This window comes from Sneathiella sp. HT1-7 (assembly GCF_020731145.1).
In the GTDB taxonomy this organism is placed as follows: domain Bacteria; phylum Pseudomonadota; class Alphaproteobacteria; order Sneathiellales; family Sneathiellaceae; genus Sneathiella.
In genome coordinates this window covers 1058919-1080291 of record NZ_JAJFZN010000001.1, presented here as the reverse complement: position 1 = coordinate 1080291, position 21373 = coordinate 1058919, and the positions used below count along the sequence as shown (strand labels likewise).

Genomic DNA, 21373 nt, shown 5'->3' with positions numbered 1-21373 from the left:
CACCGCCAAGCGGATGATCTCGGGCGATGTCTTGAAATAGCGGAATGGATTATGATTTTTCATTCCAGAATTTTATGGAATAGCTAAGATATGGTCAAAGCCCAATTTTCCTCTGACAGTGCCCAGCTCCGGCACCTCCTCCAGCAGGCGGTAGGGCACGTCTTGCGCCGCGCGGACATCCTCCTCCCGGGTCAACCAGTTCAATATCGGCACGTAATCCCCTCACATACATATACGCGAATATATAGCCCCAATTCTTCAATTTCCGGATGAGGCCATGCCGGGCTATTATCAAGCCATGACAGACAATCGGTCAATAGCGGAGACGGAATTAATCGGGTGAGAAAATTGCGTACCGTTTATTTATTATCGGCACCTTTACACTTCATCTCTGATTTCTCTTTTCCCCAACCCATCACCCGCACATCGCGGATAAGTTGGCGCTTATATTGGTCCGTAACATCGAGTACCTGTGCATGGGTTATTAGGTCTTCTGGCGCCTCGGCGGGGACACGTGCGGTGGTCCTAATCTTTCTGGTTTCGCCCGGCTCGATTCCGCCGTTGATTGCCAGCGAAAAATCCCCATCCGCCCAAGGAACACTGCGACCGGCAGAAAATACCTGATAGGCGACACGGATTCCCGCGATCGCCCAATCAAGCCCATTCGTAACAACTACTTCGATATTATGGCCGGAATAATCCCTCTTCTTAATGACAGCGGATTCGATCGCTACTGTCTCTTGTAGACACTGGCGAAGGAATTCAGTTCTGTCTTCGACAGCAGCACCATCAGCGGCCATTTTAGTCGGCGTATCTTTATCGGCAATGCTTCGGCCCCGCTCTAGAATTTCCTCAAGCGTGCGGCCGTCCAACGTAATATGAGCGGCCTCGACGGCGGGCTGCATGAACTGAAGAAGCTGAAAGCCTTTCGCGCCGCGAGCAGCGGGGTATTCGGTGAGCATCAAGTTTAGCAGACCCCGTCCGAAATCTTTCTTGTCCTGTTCGTTGAGGCTATCGGCCATTGCCTTGATGCTACGTTCGTATGTTTCAACCGTCGTGCCGTCCACGACATATTCTTCTGCCAAAGCTAGCGAAGAGATCAAAACTAAAGCCAATATTGTGGCCAATATGTAAATATGCACCTTGCTTTTGATCACAGCCATCATTTGCCCACTAATCTTTTTCAACACATGGATGCAACTATGATACGATTTTATGCTCTTTATTCCAACAAATAGAAGTGCAGCTATTGCTGCAGAGTCAGAATATTACGGCTCAGGTATTTGTGCCTAAATCAAAGAAAATTTATTGTATCTGGATTAGGATTTGATCAACCGCCGTATAATTTTGGACATTAATGACATAGTTCGGACTACTCCCATGGCTCTGCTCAAAACTAAAATTTGCAATGGATTTTCTTTTCTAGAATGATATCGGCTATTAGGAGGGACGGGACCCTTTGCCCTTTCACCCCCCCCGGTAGGATCTCCATAGTTGGCTTCGAAACGCCAAATAGATGACTACGAGGGAATTGCCGCCGAAACTTCATTCTTAAAAATTCTATTGTCCCGCAATGGGGATACATTGTAGAACTTGATTTCCCTAAGTTTCCTAGTAGTTAGAGTTGTAGGTAGCAAAGAAGCAGTAAAATAGACTTCGACACCATCAGGCTTGTTGAGCTAAGAACACCTAATACCATTGGTCGCGTAGCCTGATCTTCTTGCGCTGGCAATCATCTGTAAGCGATATCTTAGGCTAATCTACCAACCGTAACATTTTCGTCGATGGTGACATATGCGACCTGTTACTCCCAATAATTACCTAGACAATAGATTTTCTTTTTCTCTACTTTTTTCTTGCCGCAGGAAAATTACACACCTCGCAGAATTACAGGTGTTAAGACCGTTTATTTAGTATTTTTCTCCTTTTCTCGGGCATGTTTTTCCTTACCAAATTGCTGTCTTTCTACCGCATATATAAGGGCTAAAGAAAAAAGGAATAATTTGATAAAAAATACCTGTAAGCCAATCAAGGTGCGGACTCCGCGATTTTCCAACCGTGGAAAATAGGGCGAGAACTATAGAGAATATAGTTAAAGGGCGATATAGGCGGCCCCTGTCAAACCATGGACCTCTTTGGACATTTCTACGATCTGAACTTCATCTCTGGCCACAGCCGTCGCAGCAACCCGGTCAAAGTCCTGTTTATCTAGTTTGCTTAGGATTAGCGCCTTACTGTGGGGCATGACGCCTTTTGAACAAGCCCTCCCATATCTTTTGTCACCGACATAGTCCGCAGCATTTCGTACATTTTTAAGGAATTTTTTAAGCTTTCCCTCGGTCATCGTATCGGCAACATTGTCTCGCAATCGAAGTATTAATTTTGACGTCGACCATTCAACAAAATCAACAGCCCATTCCACTTGTTCAACTGTAACTTGCGGTTTTTCTTGGTCCACACCAACGGCGAGGATCATGGCAATTTTTTCCGTTTGTTCGATGCTGCGCCCCCACAAGGCTTGCTCCCAGTCTTCCGCCAACGACCTTCTACGAGATAGAATTTTTCGACTGTAAGCCCCCATGGCTTCCCGAGCGGTGTCCGTCTTGGCAACTATAATGGGCATGCTAGGCTCCCCTTTAGCCGCTTTATCAGCAACTTCTTCAATCCAATTTACGACTTCTTCAGGTACATCATTTAGAGGTCGAGGATTTTTTTGTTCTGGTATCGGAGTATCGGTTTCTACGACTAAAAGCCTATTTAGATAACCGCTCTGGGCGTCGGCTGAACCTAGCGCCTTGTCCAGCATTTCACCAGTAGTGGTCCCATAAATTGAAAAACATGGATAATCGATGTCGCGCCGGGTACTCGTTTTATTGTCGCGATCTGCATAGGCTTTTCCTATGTACCTGCTACCCGACGACGAAAACATTTTCATCAAAGTCGATGAAATGTCTTTCAAATGTCCCGCACCGTTTGGATCATTGATGGCCTTTAACATCATACCAAATTCATCAAACAAGCCTAGGCTGTTGGGTTCTCGGGAAAGCGCTGTTTCAATAGCAGCCCCGGAAGTAACGTCTTCTGCTGCTATCAGGCTCAATTTTCCAGCTCTACCAAGCAATTCTTTTATGCCTTTTCGTGCCGCATCCTTACCACAGGAAGTCGGACCAACGGCGACCGTCATGATATTCGGTCGAATACCGGTTTCATTTGCATAGCCATTGCCCATCGATACAGCCATGAGGCAAAGAGCACCGGCCACACCAAATATTGGCTGTGGCATCACACCTACATCCGTCAAATATCCGGCTATATCTTTTGTAATACCGGGAGGATTCAAAAGATTGGTCGGTTTCTCGATAACCTCATTTTGGTATTTAGGGATGTTTAAGTTTGCCGGAGTTGGTAAATCTCGTTGCCATGGAGGTACCCAGCCTCTCTCTGTGGCCATATGTATCAATGTCGCGAACTTGATGCCGCCAGAAACTTTAAAAGTGCTCCAATGTTTTTCGCAATCTACAACATCCACATATTTGCTGCCATCAGTTGACCAATCGCGCCACAACTCGAAGCGACGCCCTTCGCTGTGAAGGGCCATCCCAACGGTCACCCAATCGTCGTAACTACAGTCAGGATCAATTCGGGACAACATGTCAGCAATCTGATCATCCGAAAACCTACCGCCATGGCCATGGCTGTGGCCACCGGCTCTCTGAGGCTCAGGCGAAGGCGGAACCGGCGTTCCTTTGACACAAAGGTCCTCCAGCCATTGAGGCGCTTCTGCGACGTCCATTTCGCCGGGACCATGCCCCTCTTTCCAGCGGTACTTGCCGCTAGACGCATGATTTGAAGGTGGCAAGACGATATATCCGCTATAGGCTTTTATATCCAAACCTATCAGGCTATGGCCATCCTCGCCGATGACTTTGCCTCTGTATTCGCAGACAGGTTTCTTGCGGAAGAGAAAATGAAAGCCATTGCCACCAGTTAGACTCGTTACAGTCGCTGGCAGCTTGCCATACTTTTTTTCAAGAGTAGCCAGTTTCTTGTCGCCGTCGTCTCGCGGATCAACATCCAAGGTCCAGAAACCGGCTTTGCACCAACACCCAATATTGGCCCCAACATGCGTACCGCTCCACCAGCGTTTTACCGTTTCAATATCAGAAGTCGCTGCTTTGTGGCCTTCAAGTGTTTTTGGATGTTTCCCCGCATTTTTGCAATCCTTAGCGCCGCAGGAACAGTCGCCTTGTTCGTTCACCGAATGAACAGGAAACACCGGCCATCCTAGCGCTGCGTAGTTCACAGCAGCACACAAAAGCTCGACCTCCTGCTGCGACAAGCTTGGAAAATCTTTTTGGGCTTGCAACAAAGAAGAACCGGAAGTTACGTCGTTTTCATTGGCTGCTAGTTCTTGATTTTCGGGCTGACCGGGAGTAGACTTTTCTTGTGAAGAAAAAGTGTTATCCGAAGGAGCCTCAGTTTTCGAATTGGGGCTTTTTCTTTGCATCATTCACCCCCTGCGGCTGGAAGATTTTCGAACCAAGCGCCAACTTCGGACAGAGGGACAAGGGTTCTACGCCCACATTTCTTGGCTCTGATACGACCGGCCTTCAGTTCAGAATAGAATTTAACTTTTCCAATCCCGACTGATCGGCAAAATTCTTCAACGCTTATTGCTGTGATATAGTTGTCATTCGCGGGACGGATAGGTTTCTCTTGCATTTCATAGCCTTTCTATTGGCAAAGTCCTTGTTCCAATTAGAACGTCTATGAAGGTGCCCGAGTTTCGGAAGAAACGTCAACAGCACATGTAAAATAAATAAATTAAATCAATATCTTATCTATCTTTAAGTGTCTTTGTTATCTTTTTTTATCTTTATCTATCCTCGAATTTCAATGACATTATTCACGTTTTCACTTTCGGGCTTAGAACAATACTCTGCCCAATCGTCCATGATTCGTTTTCGCTTGTCGAAAAGGTCGCCGCGCCGGTAGGCCGCTTCGACCTTATTACCGACGCTGTGGGCCAGAGCCATCTCGGAAACCTCGTTTGGATACGCCGTTCTTTCCGACGCCCAGTCTTTAAAGGTCGACCGGAAACCATGGGGGGTTACTCTGCCTCCGTACCCCATGCGCTTTATTAGCTGAAGAAGGGCCATGTTGCTGGCATGGCCTTTTCCATTGGCACCCGGCAGCACATATTCATTCTGCCGCACCGCCAATAATTTTTCCAACACTGCAATTACCGCTGGCGAAAGCGGCACCCGATGCTCTTTACCCGCCTTCATGTTTTCCGCCGGAATGATCCATTCCTTTTTGTCGAAGTTAAAATCTTCCCATTTTGCGTTAATCAGTGACCCGGTTCGACAGGCCGTAAGAATAATTAACTCCAGCCCCATCGCCGAGTAACTGTCCTTTTTACGCAGCAGCGACACGAATGCCGCAACATCCTCATATGGAAGGGCTTTAAAATGTTCAATTTTTTGTATTTTGGATGGTGAAGGCAACACCATATCAAGATTACCGTGCCATCTGGCAGGGTTTTCGCCTTCGCGGTATTTACGAACTTTTGCCCAATCAAGAATTTTCTCAATCCGCTGGCGAACACGTGAGGCCGTTTCCGTCTTTGTTGTCCAAATTGGCTCAAGGGCTTTAAGTACCAACCCCATATCGACATCCTTTACCGGAAGGGCACCAAACACGGGGAAGACATACTTTTCGAGGGTTGCGGACCATTGTCGCAAATGCTTGATATTTTTCCATTCCGGAGAACGGGCATCAATATACTTATCCGCACATTCCCTGAATGTTATGGTCTTCGCCGTATCGGCATATAGCGCCTGTCTAGCCGCTTTACGTTCTTCTATGGGGTCTAGGCCATTCCGAACCTTTTCACGGCATTCCTGAGCCATTTCTCTAGCTTTAGCCAACGAAATGTCGGGGTAGGGACCAAGCCCCATACTGCGCGACTTTTTGTTTCGCGTAAATCGGAATATCCAAGCCTTTGTTCCAAACTCGCTGATCTGGAAATAAAGATTTCCACCATCCGCATATCGACCACGTCCAGACAGCGCCTTGATCTGTACCGCCGATAACTTGTTCATTGATCTGGTCATATTTTCTACCTACATTTCTACCTACACCGTAACAGCGGCAGTAGGCGAACGCAAGCGAACACTTGAAAACAAGTTTTTACAAAAAACTCATTATAGACAGCCAACTATAAGAACATTAGGGAATTTTAGAGAATGTCGAAAAACAGGTAGGTGGCGGAGGGAGGGGGATTCGAACCCCCGATACGGTTCCCCGTATACACACTTTCCAGGCGTGCGCCTTCAGCCACTCGGCCACCCCTCCGCAGGGTGCGCCTTGTTTCACCTAAGGCGCGCGGCGAATATACTTGAGAGGCGAGAGAATGCAAGGGGGCAAACCGTATCAGACCCAATTTAATCACGCCCATATGACTTTCCGGTAAATAACCGAGAGAAGCTTTGAACTACTCACAGTTTGACCGTAACATGTCCAGATCAAACATGAAGTGGGCGATAAAGTGATCATAGGACGTATTCTCGGGTGGATCATGACCGGCAGCGCTTTTCTGGTGCTGGGTCATGATCTTCTGCAATATCTGGATAGCGAAGTCTGGCATTCCATCCTGCTTGGAGAGCTTTGGTTCATGATTAACCCCGAAGGGTTGAACCTGACTCAAGCCATTGTCCAGCGCTATATTTCCCCGACACTGTGGGATCCGGTGATCTTGAATCTTCTGCTCTGGCCCGCTTGGCTAGTCTTTTTGGTGCTCGGCTTGGTGCTACTTGTCCTCTTCCGTAAAAGACGAAAAGCGGAAGGACGCTTTCTGTCCTCCTAGTCGTCGCCCATTTTAAGCGCGGCCAGAAAAGCTTCCTGTGGGATGTCGACATTACCGACAGAGCGCATCCGTTTCTTGCCTTTTTTCTGCTTTTCCAGCAGCTTCTTCTTTCGAGTGATATCGCCTCCGTAACATTTCGCCGTCACATCTTTTCGAAGTGCGGAGATTGTCTCCCGTGCCACCACTTTGCCGCCAATGGCCGCCTGCAGTGCGATTTTAAATAGCTGGCGCGGGATCAGGTCCTTCAGCCGTTCACAGAGCTGTCGACCGCGCGCCTCAGCCTGATCGCGATGGACAATCATCGCCAGGGCATCGACAGGCTCTGAGTTCACAAGAATGGAGAGCTTGACGAGATCGCTCTCGACATAGCTGTCCATTTCATAGTCGAAACTCGCATACCCACGCGTGACCGATTTAAGACGGTCATAAAAGTCGAACACGACTTCATTGAGCGGTAGTTTATAGACAACCATCGCCCGGGAACCGGCATAGGTCAAGTCAGCCTGCACTCCGCGCTTGTCCTCACAGAGCTTCAGGACCTGCCCCAGATATTCATCCGGCACCATGATCGTCGCCTTAATCCAAGGCTCCTCAATCCGATCAATCTGCATCACATCCGGCATATCCGCAGGATTGTGCATTTCAACCAATGTGCCATTGCGCATATAGAGGTGATAGACAACCGACGGGGCCGTCGTGATCAGGTCGAGGTCAAACTCACGCTCCAGCCGCTCCTGAATAATTTCAAGATGTAGCAGTCCAAGGAAACCACATCGAAAACCGAACCCTAGGGCAGCAGAGGTCTCCGCTTCAAACGAAAAGCTTGCATCATTCAGGCGCAGCTTGCCTAGGCTTGATTTAAGTTCCGTAAAGTCCGCCGCATCAATCGGGAAAAGACCGCAAAAAACAACCGGCTGATTCGGCTTGAAACCCGGCAGAGGCTCCGTCGCGGGTTTACGCTCATCCGTGATGGTATCCCCGACTTTGGTATCCGCAACTTCCTTGATCGCCGCCGTCATAAAACCGATTTCACCGGGACCAAGCTCATCCACAACCAGTCCCTTTGGCGTGAAAACACCGACACGATCGACAAGATAGCTCGCCCTTGTCTCCATCATGCGGATTTTCTGGCCCTTCTTAATGACGCCTTCGCGCACCCGGAAAAGGACAACAACACCGAGATAGGCATCATACCAACTATCAATCAGCAGGGCGCGCAGTGGCGCATTTCGATCACCAACGGGCGGAGGAATATGGGCGACTACAGCCTCCAGTACTTCATCCACGCCTTTGCCGGTTTTTGCGGAAATTGGAAGTGCACCACTTGCATCGATGCCGATAACCTCCTCAATCTGCTCAACCACGCGGTCAACGTCCGCCGCGGGTAAATCAACTTTGTTCAGAACCGGGATAATCTCGTGATTAACTTCAATCGCCTGATAAACGTTGGCAAGCGTTTGGGCTTCAACACCCTGACTAGCATCAACGACAAGTACCGACCCTTCGCAGGCGGAAAGAGAACGGTTCACCTCATAGGCGAAGTCCACATGGCCAGGCGTATCAATCAGATTAAGGGTATAGGTCTCACCGTCCTTGGCATTATAAAGCAGCCGCACCGTCTGTGCCTTGATAGTGATGCCCCGCTCACGCTCGATATCCATGCTATCCAGCACTTGCTGATGCATCTCGCGATCATCCAGCCCACCGCACATCTGGATCAGACGATCCGCGAGCGTCGATTTCCCATGGTCGATATGGGCGATGATCGAGAAATTGCGAATTTTATCGAGATCGGTCATTGAAGCCCTTTTAATTCTGGAATTCTGATCTTCCAACTAACAGGTTTGCCGGTAAATACAATTGCTAACTTTCCCGCGGAAGAAAGACATCGGAATAACACCCCTTATCTGACGGGATTTTCATGATTCCGGAGCCACTGAAAGCGTTCTTGCCATCTGCAGTCAGGATGCAGGTTGCAAATAGCAAATTCCGGGTTTGCTTAATAAGCTCGGTGCGCCCTTCCAGCCAGGAACCTTCGGACACCGCAGATACAAAATCGCAGGACATTTGGATCGTTGGGATAAATTTCCGCAACTCCGATGCCGCCTGTGCCCCGACGCCAAGCTGCATATCGGCAAAATACATCAGCAGGCCGCCGTGACAAATGCCGCCAATATTGCAATGTTTTTCTTCCACCCGAAGGCCGAGATAGGCCGCGTCTTCCGTTCTTTTTATCCATAGCGGACCAGTTAGCTCAACAAAGCCGACATGCCCTTCGAATTTCTTAAACCCTTCTGGTATATTCAGTGTCATTTCTTCTTCTCCAGAAACAGAACAAGGGGAGCACACTAGGCTCCCCTTCATGTCTGAGTTTAGTGTGCACTATTGACGTAAGCTGCCGCCTGTTGCTTTCTCAATATTCCCAATCACCTTCGCCGCCACAGCATCAATTTCTTCTTCCGTCAAGGTCCTGTCCATTGGTTGGAGGCGAACTGAAAGGGCGACGGATTTCCGGCCCGCTGTTATTTTATCCCCTTGGTAGATATCAAAAATTGACACATCCGTGATCAGCTTCTTGTCACTACCGCGTGCTGCACGGATAATCGTATCGGCGGCAACATCCACGTCCACCTCAAAAGCGAAATCACGCTCGACAAACTGATAATCGGAAACAACCAGCGGCGGCCGCGCAGTCTCTGTCGACTTCGGAAGCGGTATATTATCAAGATAAATCTCAAAGCCCACTATGGGCCCCTTCACCTTCATGGCCTCTAGAACACGAGGATGAATTTCCCCGAAAGAAGCAAGACGGTTTTTTGGGCCGAGCTGCATCACACCGGAGCGGCCGGGATGATACCATTCCGGCGCACCTGTCACGACCTGAACAGAACTTGCGGGGCCACCCACAGCCTCCAGCAGAGCAAGAGCATCCGCCTTCGCGTCATAGGCATCAAACTTACGCCCGCTGCCAGCCCAATGGCGTGATGACGTTTGCCCGCCGCGAATACCGCCCGCGACCATCACTTGGCCTTCAGGCTGATCGGAATGATACTCTGATCCCACTTCGAAAAGGGAGATATCCGAGAAACCACGCGCGTGGTTGCGCCCTGCTGCCGCAATCAGGTTCGGCAATAGTGACGGCCGCATTGCGTCCAAATCGGCACTGATCGGATTAACGAGAACAATCTCATCCGGAACGCCGCCGAAAAGATCCGCATGGGCCCTTGGCAGAAAGGACCATGTCACCGCCTCCATCATACCCCGGGCAGCCAACGCTCTTTTTGCGATACGGACCCGACGCTGCTTTGCCGTCACCGCAGGCTTTGCGACAACATTTTCAAGCGGCAGGGCTACCGGCTCGATATTATCATATCCATGCATCCGGAGGACTTCCTCAACCAGATCAGCTTCTCCTTCCACATCCATGCGCCATGACGGCACTTCAGTTCGGATCACGTCACCAGAGTCTTCAGGAGCAAATCCCAACTTATCCAGGATTGTCACCATCTCCTGCACGGGAATTTCAATCCCGCCAAGCTCCTTGACACGGGACTTGCGGAGTTCCACCGATTTCTGCCAATCTGGACCATCGCCCGCGATTACGACTTCGCTTGGCTCGCCACCACAAAGCTCAAGGACGAGGCGGGTCGCAATTTCCATAGCCGGTTCGACAAAGGCCGGATCGACACCGCGTTCGAAACGATAGCGCGCATCTGATTCAATACCGAGCTTGCGTCCCGTTGTTGCAATACTGATCGGATCGAACAACGCCGCCTCAATAAAGACATTAGTGGTCACCTCGGAACAGCCGCTCAATTCACCGCCCATGATACCGCCAAGGCCCAAAGTACTGTCATCATCAGCAATGACGCAGGCATCTCCATCGAGTTTGTATTCCTCGCCATCAAGCGCCAGCAGTTTTTCCCCGTCCTTGGCCAGCCGGGCCTGAATACTGCCGTTTATCTTGTCCGCATCGAACACATGGAGCGGACGGCCCAGATCAAATGTGACGAGATTCGTAATATCGACCAGCGCCGAAATAGGGCGCAATCCAATTGCCCGCAATTTATCCTGTAGCCATTTCGGGCTCGGTCCGTTTTTAACGCCGCGCACATAGCGTCCAACAAATTTCGAGCAGGGCAGCGGGTCAGCATTATCAAAATTGAGTTTGACCTTGATCGGGCTTTCAAACGCTCCGGCAACCGCACTGGTGTCCAGCGATTTCAGCGTACCGAAACCGCTCGCGGCGAGATCACGCGCAATACCATAAACACCGAGTGCATCCTGATGGTTAGGCGTAATCGCAATTTCCACAACCGGATCATCCAGACCGGCAAGAGCCGCGAACGACGCGCCAATCTCTGTATCCTCCGGCATTTCAATAATACCGTCATGCTCATCTGAGATGCCCATTTCCCGTTCGGAAACAAGCATGCCATTGCTTTCAACACCGCGGATCTTTGTTGGTTTCAGCCAGAGGTCCGTGCCCGGCACATAGGCGCCAGATGGCGCAAACACGCCCTTCATACCAGTATGCGCATTCGGCGCACCGCACACGACCTGAACCACGCCCTCACCCGTATCGACCTTGCAAACGCGCAGCCGGTCCGCATCCGGGTGCTGAATTGCCTCAATCACATGGGCGACACGGAAGACAGCCAAATCCTTCGCACGGTCGGTGATTTCTTCAACTTCAAGACCGATTGCCGTCAAACGGTCAGACAAATCTTCCAACGAAGCATTATACTCAAGATGCTCTTTCAGCCAGGATACTGTAAATTTCATCGTGACAGCCCTCCGCCCAAAGTCGGAACATCCAGTGGGACAAATCCGTAATGTTTAAGCCAGCGCAGATCTGAATCAAAGAAGGCACGCAAATCCGGGATGCCATATTTCAGCATAGCAATCCGGTCAATGCCCATGCCCCAGGCAAATCCCTGATATTCCGCCGGATCAAGGCCGCAATGCTCCAAAACCTTCGGGTTGACCATGCCGCAACCGAGAATTTCCAGCCAGTCATCGCCTTCACCAACCTTCACATGGTCGCCTGCGAACGTGCAGCGGATATCCATTTCCGCCGACGGTTCGGTGAAGGGGAAATAGGACGGGCGGAACCGCATAGTAACTTCGTCCAACTCGAAAAATGCCTTACAGAACTCCGCCAGCACGCCTTTCAGATGTCCCATATGGCTCGTCTTGTCAATGACCAACCCCTCGATCTGATGAAACATGGGGGTATGGGTCTGATCGGAATCACTGCGAAAGGTCCGGCCGGGCACAACGATGCGATGAGGAGGCTTTTGCGACATCATGGTCCGAATTTGCACCGTTGAAGTATGGGTCCGGAGCAGCTGCCGTGAGCCATCCTCCTTCTCTGGCAGATAGAATGTGTCATGCATTTGCCGCGCCGGATGTTCGGGCGGGATATTCAGCGCCGTGAAATTATTGAAGTCATTTTCAATATCCGGACCTTCCGCGACATCGAAGCCCATGCCGGCAAAAATCTCGGTAATTTCATCCATCACCTGGCTTATGGGATGAATTCGGCCGATCGTCTCGGGCCGCACCGGCAAAGTGATATCAATTCGTTCTTCCGTCAGCTTTGCATCCAGCGTTGCCGCATGAAGCCCCGCCTTAGCGTTTTCAATCGCCTCGCCAACAGTATTCTTCAGCTTGTTGAGTTTTGGCGCGACCACTTGACGTTCCGACGGATCCATCTGGCCAAGTCCGCGCATCATCAGACTGACACTGCCCTTCTTGCCTAACGCGGAAATCCGCAATGTTTCCAGCGCATCCAAATCGGTTACATTGCCAATCTCTGTCAGCAATTCCTGTTCAAGCTTTTCAATATCCTGCATTACAACTCGCAATAAAAAAGGGGCCACAAACTGGGCCCCCTTTTAATAAAGTGGTCTACGAAAATGTCTAGGTTTTCGAGGGCCCGGATTATCAGGCTTTGGCCGCAGCCTGCTGTGCTGCATCAACCAATGCCTTAAAGGCCTCAGGCTCGCGTACGGCAATATCGGCAAGAACCTTGCGGTCCACTTCAATGCCAGCCAGCTTGAGGCCGTGCATAAAGTTTCCGTAAGTCATGCCCAACTCGCGCGAAGCTGCGTTGATGCGTTGAATCCACAGGCCGCGGAAATTCCGCTTCTTGGTCCGGCGATCCCGGTATGCATACTGACCGGCTTTTTCAACCGCTTGTACCGCGGCGCGGAACGTATTCTTGCGGCGGCCATAGTAACCCTTGGCTGCCTTGATAACTTTTCTGTGGCGGGCGTGCGTCGTGACGCCGCGTTTTACACGTGCCATGGTTCTCTCTCCTTAGCCGTAAGGCATAAATTTTTTGACGATGCGGGCATCCTGATCAGCAAGAATGGTCGTGCCACGCTGATTACGGATCTGTTTCTTGGTTCGCTTGATCATACCATGCTGTTTACCAGCCTGGTTGGCACGAACCTTCCCGGACGCCGTGAGAGAGAAACGCTTTTTCACGCTGCTCTTTGTTTTTAACTTGGGCATTTTGGCTTCCTCTAAAATAACCGTTGAAGCGATTGAGCAAACTCGGCAGCCCCAATTGGCCGGAATGCTCAGCGAAGCGAGGGTTATACCTTTGCTTTATGCCAAATTCAAGCCCTTTGAATGGCTTTATTTCCGCCGTTGTCACAAACGAGTTTCCCCGTCGTCTCCCATGCACTCAAACAACCTTTTTCAGGCGGCCGAATTAACAGCAACGCGAGGAGAAAATGAGGATTATTTTATCGAGATTTGGATTCTATGCGACTATAGGCAGTCTAGCCTTCCTGATACAGGCCAGCGCAACCAACAATAAAGCAGTTGCTCAATCGGCTGAGGCATTTTCGTTCCTCGCCATTTCCGATATGCCCTACACAGCACAGGAAGATTACACCTTGCGCCAACGCACACGCCCCGCAATCGAAGCCAGCGAATTCCCCTTTGTTATTTTCATGGGAGATTTCAAGAACGCCAAGCTTCCCTGTACGGCCGCTCTGATGACCCGGCGCCGCGATCAGATTCTGGGCCTGCATTCAGGGCGCGTCTTCTACACACCGGGAGACAATGACTGGACGGACTGTGACCGCCGACAAATCCGCCAGCGTTTTTCTGAACTGAACCGTCTCGACCTCTTGCGGCGGCTTTTCTTCAATAAGCCTATGGAACTACCGCCCGAGTGGTCTTACGCCCGGCAATCTCTGTTCCCGGAGAATATGCGCTGGGTATACAAAAATGTACTTTTTGCGACGGTGCATCTTGTCTCCACCAACAACGGGCGCGATGAGATACTGCTTGATGATACGCGACTCGCGCTGACGCTCACCGATGCACGGGACAGGGCGAACCTGATCTGGCTGGACAGCGCCTTTGCCGAGGCAGCAAGAATTGGCGCTACCGCAATAGTCATAGCGACCCAAGCTGATGTAACGCGTCATAAATATCAGACGCCCTGCACGACAGAAGTTCGCCAGAAATGCAACGCCTTTGCTGCAATTAGCCTGCGCCTGAGGTATTTATCGGCGAAATATGCGAAGCCTGTTCTCCTGATGCATGGAGACACCAACCCCTACTGTCTGGATAAAGGCTTTGGCGGGATCGCCGCACCAAACCTGTGGCGATTTAACTCAACAGGGGATTACGGACTAATTGACGCCGCTGTGATAACCGTTGATCCGTCGTATATACCAACCCCCTTCCATTTCACCTCCCTTACAGAAAAGAGCCCCCCCTGACCATGTTTGTTAACCTGGATATGATGCCTGTGATCTCGCATATAAAAAGGGCCGCCTTGAAATTTGCTTCAAGGCGGCCCTGACACTCAAAATTTCAACTTTTCTTGCCGATTGGAATTTTTTTTATTGAACTGGCCGATCCTTTTAACTTCGGTACTTTAATATGCAAAACCCCGTCATCAAAATGCGCTTCAATAGCTTCGGCCTTGACCTCCGCCGGCAACCGAAAAGTTCTCTGGAATGACCCATAAGTTCTTTCCGAAAAATATCTGGTTTCGTCTTTTTCTTCCTTTTTAGAATGCTTCTCCCCCTTGATTGTGAGCATGTTGTCATCAAGAGAAATATCCACATCCTTTTCCTTAACACCCGGCAATTCAATGGAAATATCATAGTCATTCTCTGTCGAGCCAGCTTCTGCCGTGGGTGAGAAAAAATCTTGAACGCGATATCCGAAAGAACGAAATGGCTCAAAAATATCCGGCCACCAGTCAGTGGTGCGATGCACAGGAACATTTTTAGACATGATTACACCTCTTTTATGAAATTCAATGGGATGAGATTTCACAAAATAACTTCTCGCCGTGACGAAACATTGACTCCAGTCAATAAATGGCGCGTTCTGAACAATAAAAAGCCCGCATTGTCCGAGAACAGATGCAGGCCTTATAATTACAAACTTAGAGTAGCCCTATTTCGTCGGCGCGATGACCATTGTCATCTGACGGCCTTCCATTTTGGGGTGCTGCTCGACTTTCGCTAATTCTTCCGTCTCATCACGAACCTTATGCAGCAGTTTCATACCGAGTTCCTGATGGGCCATTTCGCGGCCACGGAAACGCATCGTGACCTTCACCTTGTCGCCCGTTTCTAAAAACTTGTTCACCGCCCGCATTTTGACGTCATAGTCATGCTGGTCGATGTTCGGGCGCATCTTGATTTCCTTGATTTCAAAGGTCTTCTGCTTTTTGCGGGCCTTCGCGGCTTTTTTCTGTGCCTCAAATCGGGCTCGTCCAAAATCCATAAGCTTACAGACAGGCGTTTCCCCCGGGGAAACTTCCACCAAGTCCAGCCCTGCTTCATCAGCCAGACCCATCGCGGCCTGAATGGAAACCAGACCGATATTATCGCCTTCGTCGTTGATCAAACGTACATTGGCAACATTGATATCTTCATTCGTGCGCGGTCCGTCCTTTGTTGGAACGGTGTTTCTTTGTGGGCGAGCTATTTACTTTCTCCTTAAATAGTTGATCCAGTCCCCCTCCTCCTGGAAGGGTTTAGGCATGATATTTTATATTTTTTAATAATTTATTGCCACAGCTAGTTTCAGGAACCCGCGCAATTCATCGCCCGGGCACCTTTGCTTCCTCGACAAGTGCGGCAATTGCATCATCAAGCGGTAACACTTTCTGGTGTTTTTCCCCCAACCGGCGGACAGATATTGTCTTCTCCTCCGATTCACGCTTTCCGGCAACAAGCAAGGCCGGCACCTTTGCGAGACTGTGCTCCCGGACCTTGTAATTGATTTTTTCGTTTCGAAGATCAAGGCTCGCGCGAATCCCCTTCGCTTTAAGGGCCGTCAAAACCTCGCGGGCATAATCATCGGCCTCGTCGGTAATAGTGGCAACCACAACCTGCTCCGGCGCAAGCCAGAGCGGGAAGCGTCCTGCATACTCCTCGATCAGGATGCCTATAAAGCGCTCCATTGACCCGAAAATGGCCCGGTGCAACATAACCGGGCGATGCTTCGCGCCATCCTCACCAATATAATTGGCGTTCAGACGTTCCGGTAACACAAAGTCAACCTGCAAAGTTCCGCACTGCCAATCCCGACCAATGGCATCCGTCAGCACGAATTCCAGTTTCGGTCCATAGAAAGCACCTTCACCGGGGTTCATAGTGTAAGCAATATTGGTCGCCTCAATCGCGTCGCGAAGGGCGCCCTCCGCCTTATCCCAAATAGCATCCTCTCCAGCGCGGACTTCTGGACGATCAGAGAATTTTACTTTCACCTCAGTAAAACCGAAATCCTTGTAAATCTCCAACAGAAGCTCACAGAAAACCTCTGTTTCCGACATGATCTGATCTTCGGTGCAGAAAATATGCGCATCATCCTGCGTAAATCCACGTACCCGCATAATGCCGTGCAAGGCTCCAGAAGGCTCATACCGATGGCAGGAACCAAACTCCGCCATCCGGAGAGGCAAATCCCGATAGCTGGTAATGCCCTGGTTGAAGATCTGCACATGACATGGGCAATTCATCGGTTTAAGCGCCAAAGTACGCTCTTCCGATTCGGCGGTGTACATATGTTCCCCGAATTTCTCCCAATGCCCTGAAGCCTCCCAAAGCTTACGATCGACAAGTTGCGGGGTTTTCACTTCCTTGTAGTCGGCAATCTCCAGCTTATGGCGAATGTAATTTTCCAGCGTGCGGTAAAGGGTCCAACCCTTTTCATGCCAAAACACCATGCCGACAGCTTCTTCCTGCAAGTGGAACAGGTCCATTTCACGGCCGAGCTTACGATGATCGCGTCGTTCTGCCTCTTCCAGCCGGTGGAGATATGCTTTCAGTTCCTTCTCGCTGCGCCAAGCGGTGCCATATATTCGCTGCAGCATCTCATTTCGGGAATCACCGCGCCAATAGGCCCCCGCAAGCTTCATCAGCTTGAAAGCATGGCCAAGCTTCTTGGTCGAGGGAAGATGTGGACCCCGACACAAATCCTGAAAATCGCCCTGGCGATAAATACCAATTGGCTGATCTTCCGGGATTTCGTGAATAATGTCTGCCTTGTAATGCTCGCCGTTATTCTTAAAGAACTCGACTGCTTCACTGCGCGCCCATTCCTCGCGTGTAATTTCCTCATCCCGATCGACAATCTCATGCATCCGCTTTTCAATCTTCTCGAGATCGTCTGGAGTAAAGGGTTCCTTGCGGGCAAAATCGTAGTAAAATCCGTTCTCAATGGACGGGCCAATCGTTACCTGAGTTTCAGGATAAAGCTCCTTCACAGCCTCTGCCATCACATGTGCGGCGTCATGACGCAAAAGTTCCAACACTTCCTCGTCTTCATCGCGCGACGTGACAATCTCAACGGCAGTATCTTGATCAAGGATCATTTTCAGATCCTTCATCTCGCCATCAATTCTTAGGGCGAGAGCTGCCTTAGCAAGGCCCGGGCCGATATCCTGCGCCAACTCTGCGCCTGAAACCGGATTGTCAAAAACTCGTTTGCTCCCATCGGGGAGCGTAATTTCTACTTGTCCGTCACTCATTAAGTACCATCCATTCCATGATCGGTCCCGAACAACACCCTGTCCTGAATCCGCGATCATGCCGGGAATGTAGAAAACTGGCGGGTCATGTCAAGCGATAGACGCCATTGATGGCGATTTAGCGTGAAATCCGTTGTATTTAAGAACTAGCTACCGATCGAGAACGTCTTCATAAAGCGCAATCGTCGCATTGCACATATGTTCGATTGCGAAGTGGGTCATGACATGTTCTCTCGCCTTGATTGCGACCGCCTCGCGATCTTCAGAGGACAGATCTATCGCCTCTGCCAATGCCGCCGCCATCTCATCAACATCCCCAACCGGCACCAGCCAGCCCGTCTCCCTATCGATAATCGTCTCCATGGAACCTCCATGCGCCGTCGCGATGACGGGCCGACCCATTGCCTGTGCTTCCACCGCGATGCGACCGAACCCTTCCGGTACCGTCGTAGCAGAAACCACAACGTCGGATAGCATCAACGCCACCGCCATATCATCGCAATGGCCCTTTATCTGGACCCGGCCTTCAAGACCGTACGACTTCACAAGGGCATTCAGCTCCTCGCAATACGCCTCCCGTCCTTCCGTGCTCCCAACAAGAAGAGCCAGAAATTCCCTGTCCTTGATCCGGGAGAGGGCCTCGATAAATGTACCATGTCCTTTCAATCGTGTCAGACGCCCTGGTAACATGATGACTGGCACACCGTCGGGCAACCCCCAGCTCCGCGCCATATCTATAATACGTTCCGCATGAATCGCCGCGGGATTGAACTTCCGACCATCCACACCGCGCGGAATGATCACCACTTTCTCGGGCGCGATATCATAATTTCGAAGAATATGATGCGCGATGAAATCCGATATCGCGATTACCTTCTCCCCTTTGGTCATGATCGAGTTATAGGCATTCTTTAAAAATCCACCGCGAGTATAGGCCGCGTGAAATGTCGTGACAAAATGCGCGCCCGTCCTTTTTGCTGTAAAATAGGCGCTCCATGCTGGAGCACGGCTCCTTGCATGCAGGATATCAACGTCAAATTCACGAACTATCGCCGCGAGCCGGGAAATGTTCCGCCGCATCACAAAGGGGTTTTTGGAAGCCAGTGGCAAAGTGATATGGCGCACCCCGATGCGCTTGAGCTCATGGGTCATGATCCCGCCCGAAGAGGCAACGATAGGTGTCCAGCCCGCCTCTTTCATGGCCGAGGCCATTTCAATCGTACCGCGCTCCACCCCGCCGCCATTTAAACTTGGCAGGATTTGTAAAACAGTCGGATGACGGCTTTCGTTCAGTGATGAAGGAGTGCTATGCTCGGGGTCCATATTGCTCATCAACGGTTTTTTATACTCTCAAATGACGACGACTGACACACCTAGTATGCTGGCCCGGCCTGACGGTCAATCCCTCGCCTATCATCACACGGCAGGCTTTTCTCCCGGTGTAATTTTTTGTTCGGGCTTTATGTCCGATATGGAAGGAACCAAGGCGACCGCACTTGAGAAGGCCATGACTGCCCTTCACCGTAGCTATACACGATTTGATTATCTTGGGCACGGGCAATCAACAGGCAACTTTACAGAAGGCACGATAAGCCGCTGGACCGATGATGCTTTGGCGATACTGGACGACTGCACGGCGGGACCGCAGATCATTGTCGGCTCCTCCATGGGCGGATGGATCGGATTACGTATGGCACAGCTGCGCCCGGAACGTATTGCCGGTTTTGTCGGCATTGCCACGGCGCCGGACTTTACCACACGCATGTGGGATGACATGCCACAAAGCGGGAAGGACGCAATTGAGTCAAAAGGGTTCTGGGAACAGCCGTCTGAATATGCTGAAGAGCCCTATGTCATTACGAAGAAGCTGCTTGATGATGGGCCACGTAACTTTCTTCTAAACGGGCCAATAGATGTGACTTGTCCTGTTCACCTTCTGCAGGGTATGAAGGACGAGAGCGTCCCGTGGGAGACTGCTCTTAAAATTCAGGAAGCACTTGTTAGTGAAGATGTAACTGTCTCTTTGATTAAAAGCGGGGATCACCGCCTCTCCGAGCCAGATGACATCACGCGCCTGATCCTGGCGACGGAACGTATTGGCAATATGCTGTAACTAGCCGAAAAACTAGCACGAACTGCCGTAAAACCGTCATATTTTTCAGATATAGAGATAGAGATTATAGAGCCATCCATTGATGGGTAACTTATTGTATAGTAACACTCTTTTTAATTATTTGCGATTCGGCCCGAACGGTAATGGCCGCGCATGAAAAAAGAGTGATATTCATCACTGGAAATTGTTAAAATAAGTACCAAATAGAATGTGTAGCTTAGTACAGACGCTATCAAACTTTTGCTGATCCTTGGGAAAGTCCCCCTCTCCCATTGAAAGGCAATATAAAGCCGGATCGATCCCCCCTCTCGATCCGGCTTTTTTTATGCCTATTCTTTCAAGTTTGCCGGCGTCTGCATCCATCTTACAATTTTTGCAGCGGGGAAAATCCAGATGACGCCCACCACAGGGTAAAATATCAACTCTACCAGCCTATTTTCAGGCAGAAACTCCGTCGCGATGAAAACGCAGATCGCACAATAGATTCCCAGAAGAAACAGCAATCCGATCAAGCCTATTATTTTTCGAGAGGACGTCATAATTATACAAATTTTACAGTTTTCATTTCACTGGATATGATAGGCTAAACGGCAAGCCGCATGAGCAAACAACAGATAGTTATTGCCACACTTTTGACAAAATACCAACGCATGCCGGACATTATTCTATGGCCAACTCGGGAATATTTACGACGTTAGTACTATTGGGGAAAAATATGTTTCATAAGAAACCGAAATTAACCGATGCACCTGAAACCGATAAGGATACTTCAGCTCCTTCTGAACAGAAACTTGAAAGCAGAGTAAAACCGATGACAACAACTGGCGGAACAAGAAGCTTTGGCATTGATAACAGCGCACGCGCGAAACCCACAACCTATGGCGCAGCAACGGAAACAAAAAAAGAAGGCAGCAAGCTCCACGTCGGCGCGGATATCCACCTGAAAGGTGAAATTACAGCCTGTGACCGTCTGATTGTCGAAGGAAAAGTCGAAGCATCGATGACCAGCAAGGAAATCGAAATCAGTGAAAGCGGAATGTTCAACGGCACCGTTGATATCGATACGGCCGATATTTCCGGCAAGTTCGACGGCACGATGAAAGCGCGCAAGCGCCTGGTCATCCGGAAAACCGGCTGCGTAACGGGTACAATCAGCTACGGCGAGATTGAGATTGAGCCAGGCGGAGAGATTGGCGGTTCCATGCAAAAGATTGCCGGTGAACAGCCAAACCTGTTGACGGAGATGGAAAAAGAAAAAGAAAAAGAAAAGTCGAAAGTGACCGAAACCGAGGCCGAAAAAGAATCAGCCTAGCCACAAGACCCATTTCACGCCCCGAAGTCGTTAATGTAATTTCTAGCGACGGATTTAGCC

20 protein-coding genes and 1 tRNA gene are annotated in these 21373 nt (G+C 50.1%); 4 read left to right on the top strand and 17 right to left on the bottom strand.

Annotation, left to right across the window (positions count from 1 at the left end; genetic code table 11):
- Positions 1 to 72: 72 nt before the first annotated feature.
- From LKE13_RS05235 to LKE13_RS05210, 6 genes are all read right to left on the bottom strand, one after another.
- Positions 73 to 213: a hypothetical protein gene (locus LKE13_RS05235; RefSeq protein WP_227948834.1), complete on the bottom strand. Its 141-nt coding sequence runs from the start codon at positions 211 to 213 to the stop codon at positions 73 to 75.
- A gap of 146 nt (positions 214 to 359) precedes the next feature.
- Complete coding sequence (locus LKE13_RS05230) at positions 360 to 1115, bottom strand: hypothetical protein (RefSeq protein WP_227948832.1); 756 nt, start codon at positions 1113 to 1115, stop codon at positions 360 to 362.
- Positions 1116 to 2092: 977 nt separating this feature from the next.
- The gene (locus LKE13_RS05225; RefSeq protein WP_227948830.1) at positions 2093 to 4510 is read right to left on the bottom strand and encodes a bifunctional DNA primase/polymerase; all 2418 of its coding nucleotides are present in this window, start codon (positions 4508 to 4510) and stop codon (positions 2093 to 2095) included.
- Positions 4507 to 4722 carry an excisionase family DNA-binding protein gene (locus LKE13_RS18865; RefSeq protein WP_227948828.1) on the bottom strand — a complete coding sequence of 72 codons (216 nt, stop codon included), beginning with the start codon at positions 4720 to 4722 and terminating at the stop codon, positions 4507 to 4509. The genes LKE13_RS05225 and LKE13_RS18865 overlap by 4 nt, the downstream gene beginning before the upstream one ends.
- A 158-nt stretch (positions 4723 to 4880) precedes the next feature.
- Positions 4881 to 6104, bottom strand: a complete 1224-nt coding sequence (locus LKE13_RS05215) for a tyrosine-type recombinase/integrase (protein ID WP_227948879.1) — start codon at positions 6102 to 6104, stop codon at positions 4881 to 4883.
- Positions 6105 to 6267: 163 nt separating this feature from the next.
- A tRNA-Ser gene (locus LKE13_RS05210) sits at positions 6268 to 6357 on the bottom strand.
- Between the two features lie 193 nt (positions 6358 to 6550).
- Here LKE13_RS05210 and LKE13_RS05205 point away from each other — a divergent pair.
- Positions 6551 to 6868 (top strand): hypothetical protein, encoded by a 318-nt coding sequence (locus tag LKE13_RS05205; protein WP_227948826.1) that lies wholly within the window; start codon positions 6551 to 6553, stop codon positions 6866 to 6868.
- Here LKE13_RS05205 and lepA read toward each other — a convergent pair.
- The 6 genes from lepA to rpmI form a co-directional block, all read right to left on the bottom strand.
- A complete protein-coding gene (lepA, locus tag LKE13_RS05200; RefSeq protein ID WP_227948824.1) occupies positions 6865 to 8667 on the bottom strand; it encodes a translation elongation factor 4 in 1803 nt (600 codons plus the stop codon). The two genes, LKE13_RS05205 and lepA, sit on opposite strands and share 4 nt — an antisense overlap.
- Before the next feature lie 64 nt (positions 8668 to 8731).
- The gene (locus LKE13_RS05195) at positions 8732 to 9181 is read right to left on the bottom strand and encodes a PaaI family thioesterase (RefSeq protein ID WP_227948822.1); all 450 of its coding nucleotides are present in this window, start codon (positions 9179 to 9181) and stop codon (positions 8732 to 8734) included.
- A gap of 69 nt (positions 9182 to 9250) precedes the next feature.
- Positions 9251 to 11653, bottom strand: coding sequence for a phenylalanine--tRNA ligase subunit beta (pheT, locus tag LKE13_RS05190; protein ID WP_227948820.1), 2403 nt, complete (start codon positions 11651 to 11653; stop codon positions 9251 to 9253).
- On the bottom strand, positions 11650 to 12726 hold the full coding sequence (gene pheS / locus LKE13_RS05185) for a phenylalanine--tRNA ligase subunit alpha (protein WP_227948817.1): 1077 nt from the start codon (positions 12724 to 12726) through the stop codon (positions 11650 to 11652). The genes pheT and pheS overlap by 4 nt, the downstream gene beginning before the upstream one ends.
- Before the next feature lie 91 nt (positions 12727 to 12817).
- The gene (gene rplT / locus LKE13_RS05180) at positions 12818 to 13180 is read right to left on the bottom strand and encodes a 50S ribosomal protein L20 (RefSeq protein WP_207042899.1); all 363 of its coding nucleotides are present in this window, start codon (positions 13178 to 13180) and stop codon (positions 12818 to 12820) included.
- A 12-nt stretch (positions 13181 to 13192) separates the two neighbouring features.
- Positions 13193 to 13390, bottom strand: coding sequence for a 50S ribosomal protein L35 (gene rpmI / locus LKE13_RS05175; protein WP_227948815.1), 198 nt, complete (start codon positions 13388 to 13390; stop codon positions 13193 to 13195).
- 224 nt (positions 13391 to 13614) lie between these two features.
- Between rpmI and LKE13_RS05170 the strand changes: the two genes are divergently transcribed.
- The gene (locus LKE13_RS05170) at positions 13615 to 14616 is read left to right on the top strand and encodes a hypothetical protein (RefSeq protein ID WP_227948813.1); all 1002 of its coding nucleotides are present in this window, start codon (positions 13615 to 13617) and stop codon (positions 14614 to 14616) included.
- A 94-nt stretch (positions 14617 to 14710) separates the two neighbouring features.
- On the opposite strand, the gene LKE13_RS05165 is transcribed toward LKE13_RS05170, so the two are convergent.
- The 4 genes from LKE13_RS05165 to LKE13_RS05150 form a co-directional block, all read right to left on the bottom strand.
- Positions 14711 to 15181, bottom strand: coding sequence for an Hsp20/alpha crystallin family protein (locus tag LKE13_RS05165; protein ID WP_227948803.1), 471 nt, complete (start codon positions 15179 to 15181; stop codon positions 14711 to 14713).
- Positions 15182 to 15304: 123 nt separating this feature from the next.
- On the bottom strand, positions 15305 to 15841 hold the full coding sequence (infC, locus tag LKE13_RS05160; protein WP_227948877.1) for a translation initiation factor IF-3: 537 nt from the start codon (positions 15839 to 15841) through the stop codon (positions 15305 to 15307).
- A gap of 115 nt (positions 15842 to 15956) precedes the next feature.
- Positions 15957 to 17888 (bottom strand): threonine--tRNA ligase, encoded by a 1932-nt coding sequence (thrS, locus tag LKE13_RS05155; RefSeq protein WP_227948801.1) that lies wholly within the window; start codon positions 17886 to 17888, stop codon positions 15957 to 15959.
- Positions 17889 to 18038: 150 nt separating this feature from the next.
- Positions 18039 to 19220, bottom strand: coding sequence for a glycosyltransferase family 4 protein (locus tag LKE13_RS05150; RefSeq protein WP_227948799.1), 1182 nt, complete (start codon positions 19218 to 19220; stop codon positions 18039 to 18041).
- A gap of 22 nt (positions 19221 to 19242) precedes the next feature.
- On the opposite strand from LKE13_RS05150, the gene LKE13_RS05145 reads away from it, so the two are divergent.
- Entirely contained in the window at positions 19243 to 20001 is a 759-nt protein-coding gene (locus LKE13_RS05145; protein ID WP_227948797.1) for an alpha/beta fold hydrolase, read from the top strand.
- 329 nt (positions 20002 to 20330) lie between these two features.
- On the opposite strand, the gene LKE13_RS18860 is transcribed toward LKE13_RS05145, so the two are convergent.
- Positions 20331 to 20540, bottom strand: coding sequence for a DUF2842 domain-containing protein (locus LKE13_RS18860; protein WP_227948795.1), 210 nt, complete (start codon positions 20538 to 20540; stop codon positions 20331 to 20333).
- Between the two features lie 176 nt (positions 20541 to 20716).
- Here LKE13_RS18860 and LKE13_RS05135 point away from each other — a divergent pair, with 176 nt between their 5' ends.
- Entirely contained in the window at positions 20717 to 21313 is a 597-nt protein-coding gene (locus LKE13_RS05135; protein WP_227948793.1) for a bactofilin family protein, read from the top strand.
- Positions 21314 to 21373 lie beyond the last annotated feature (60 nt).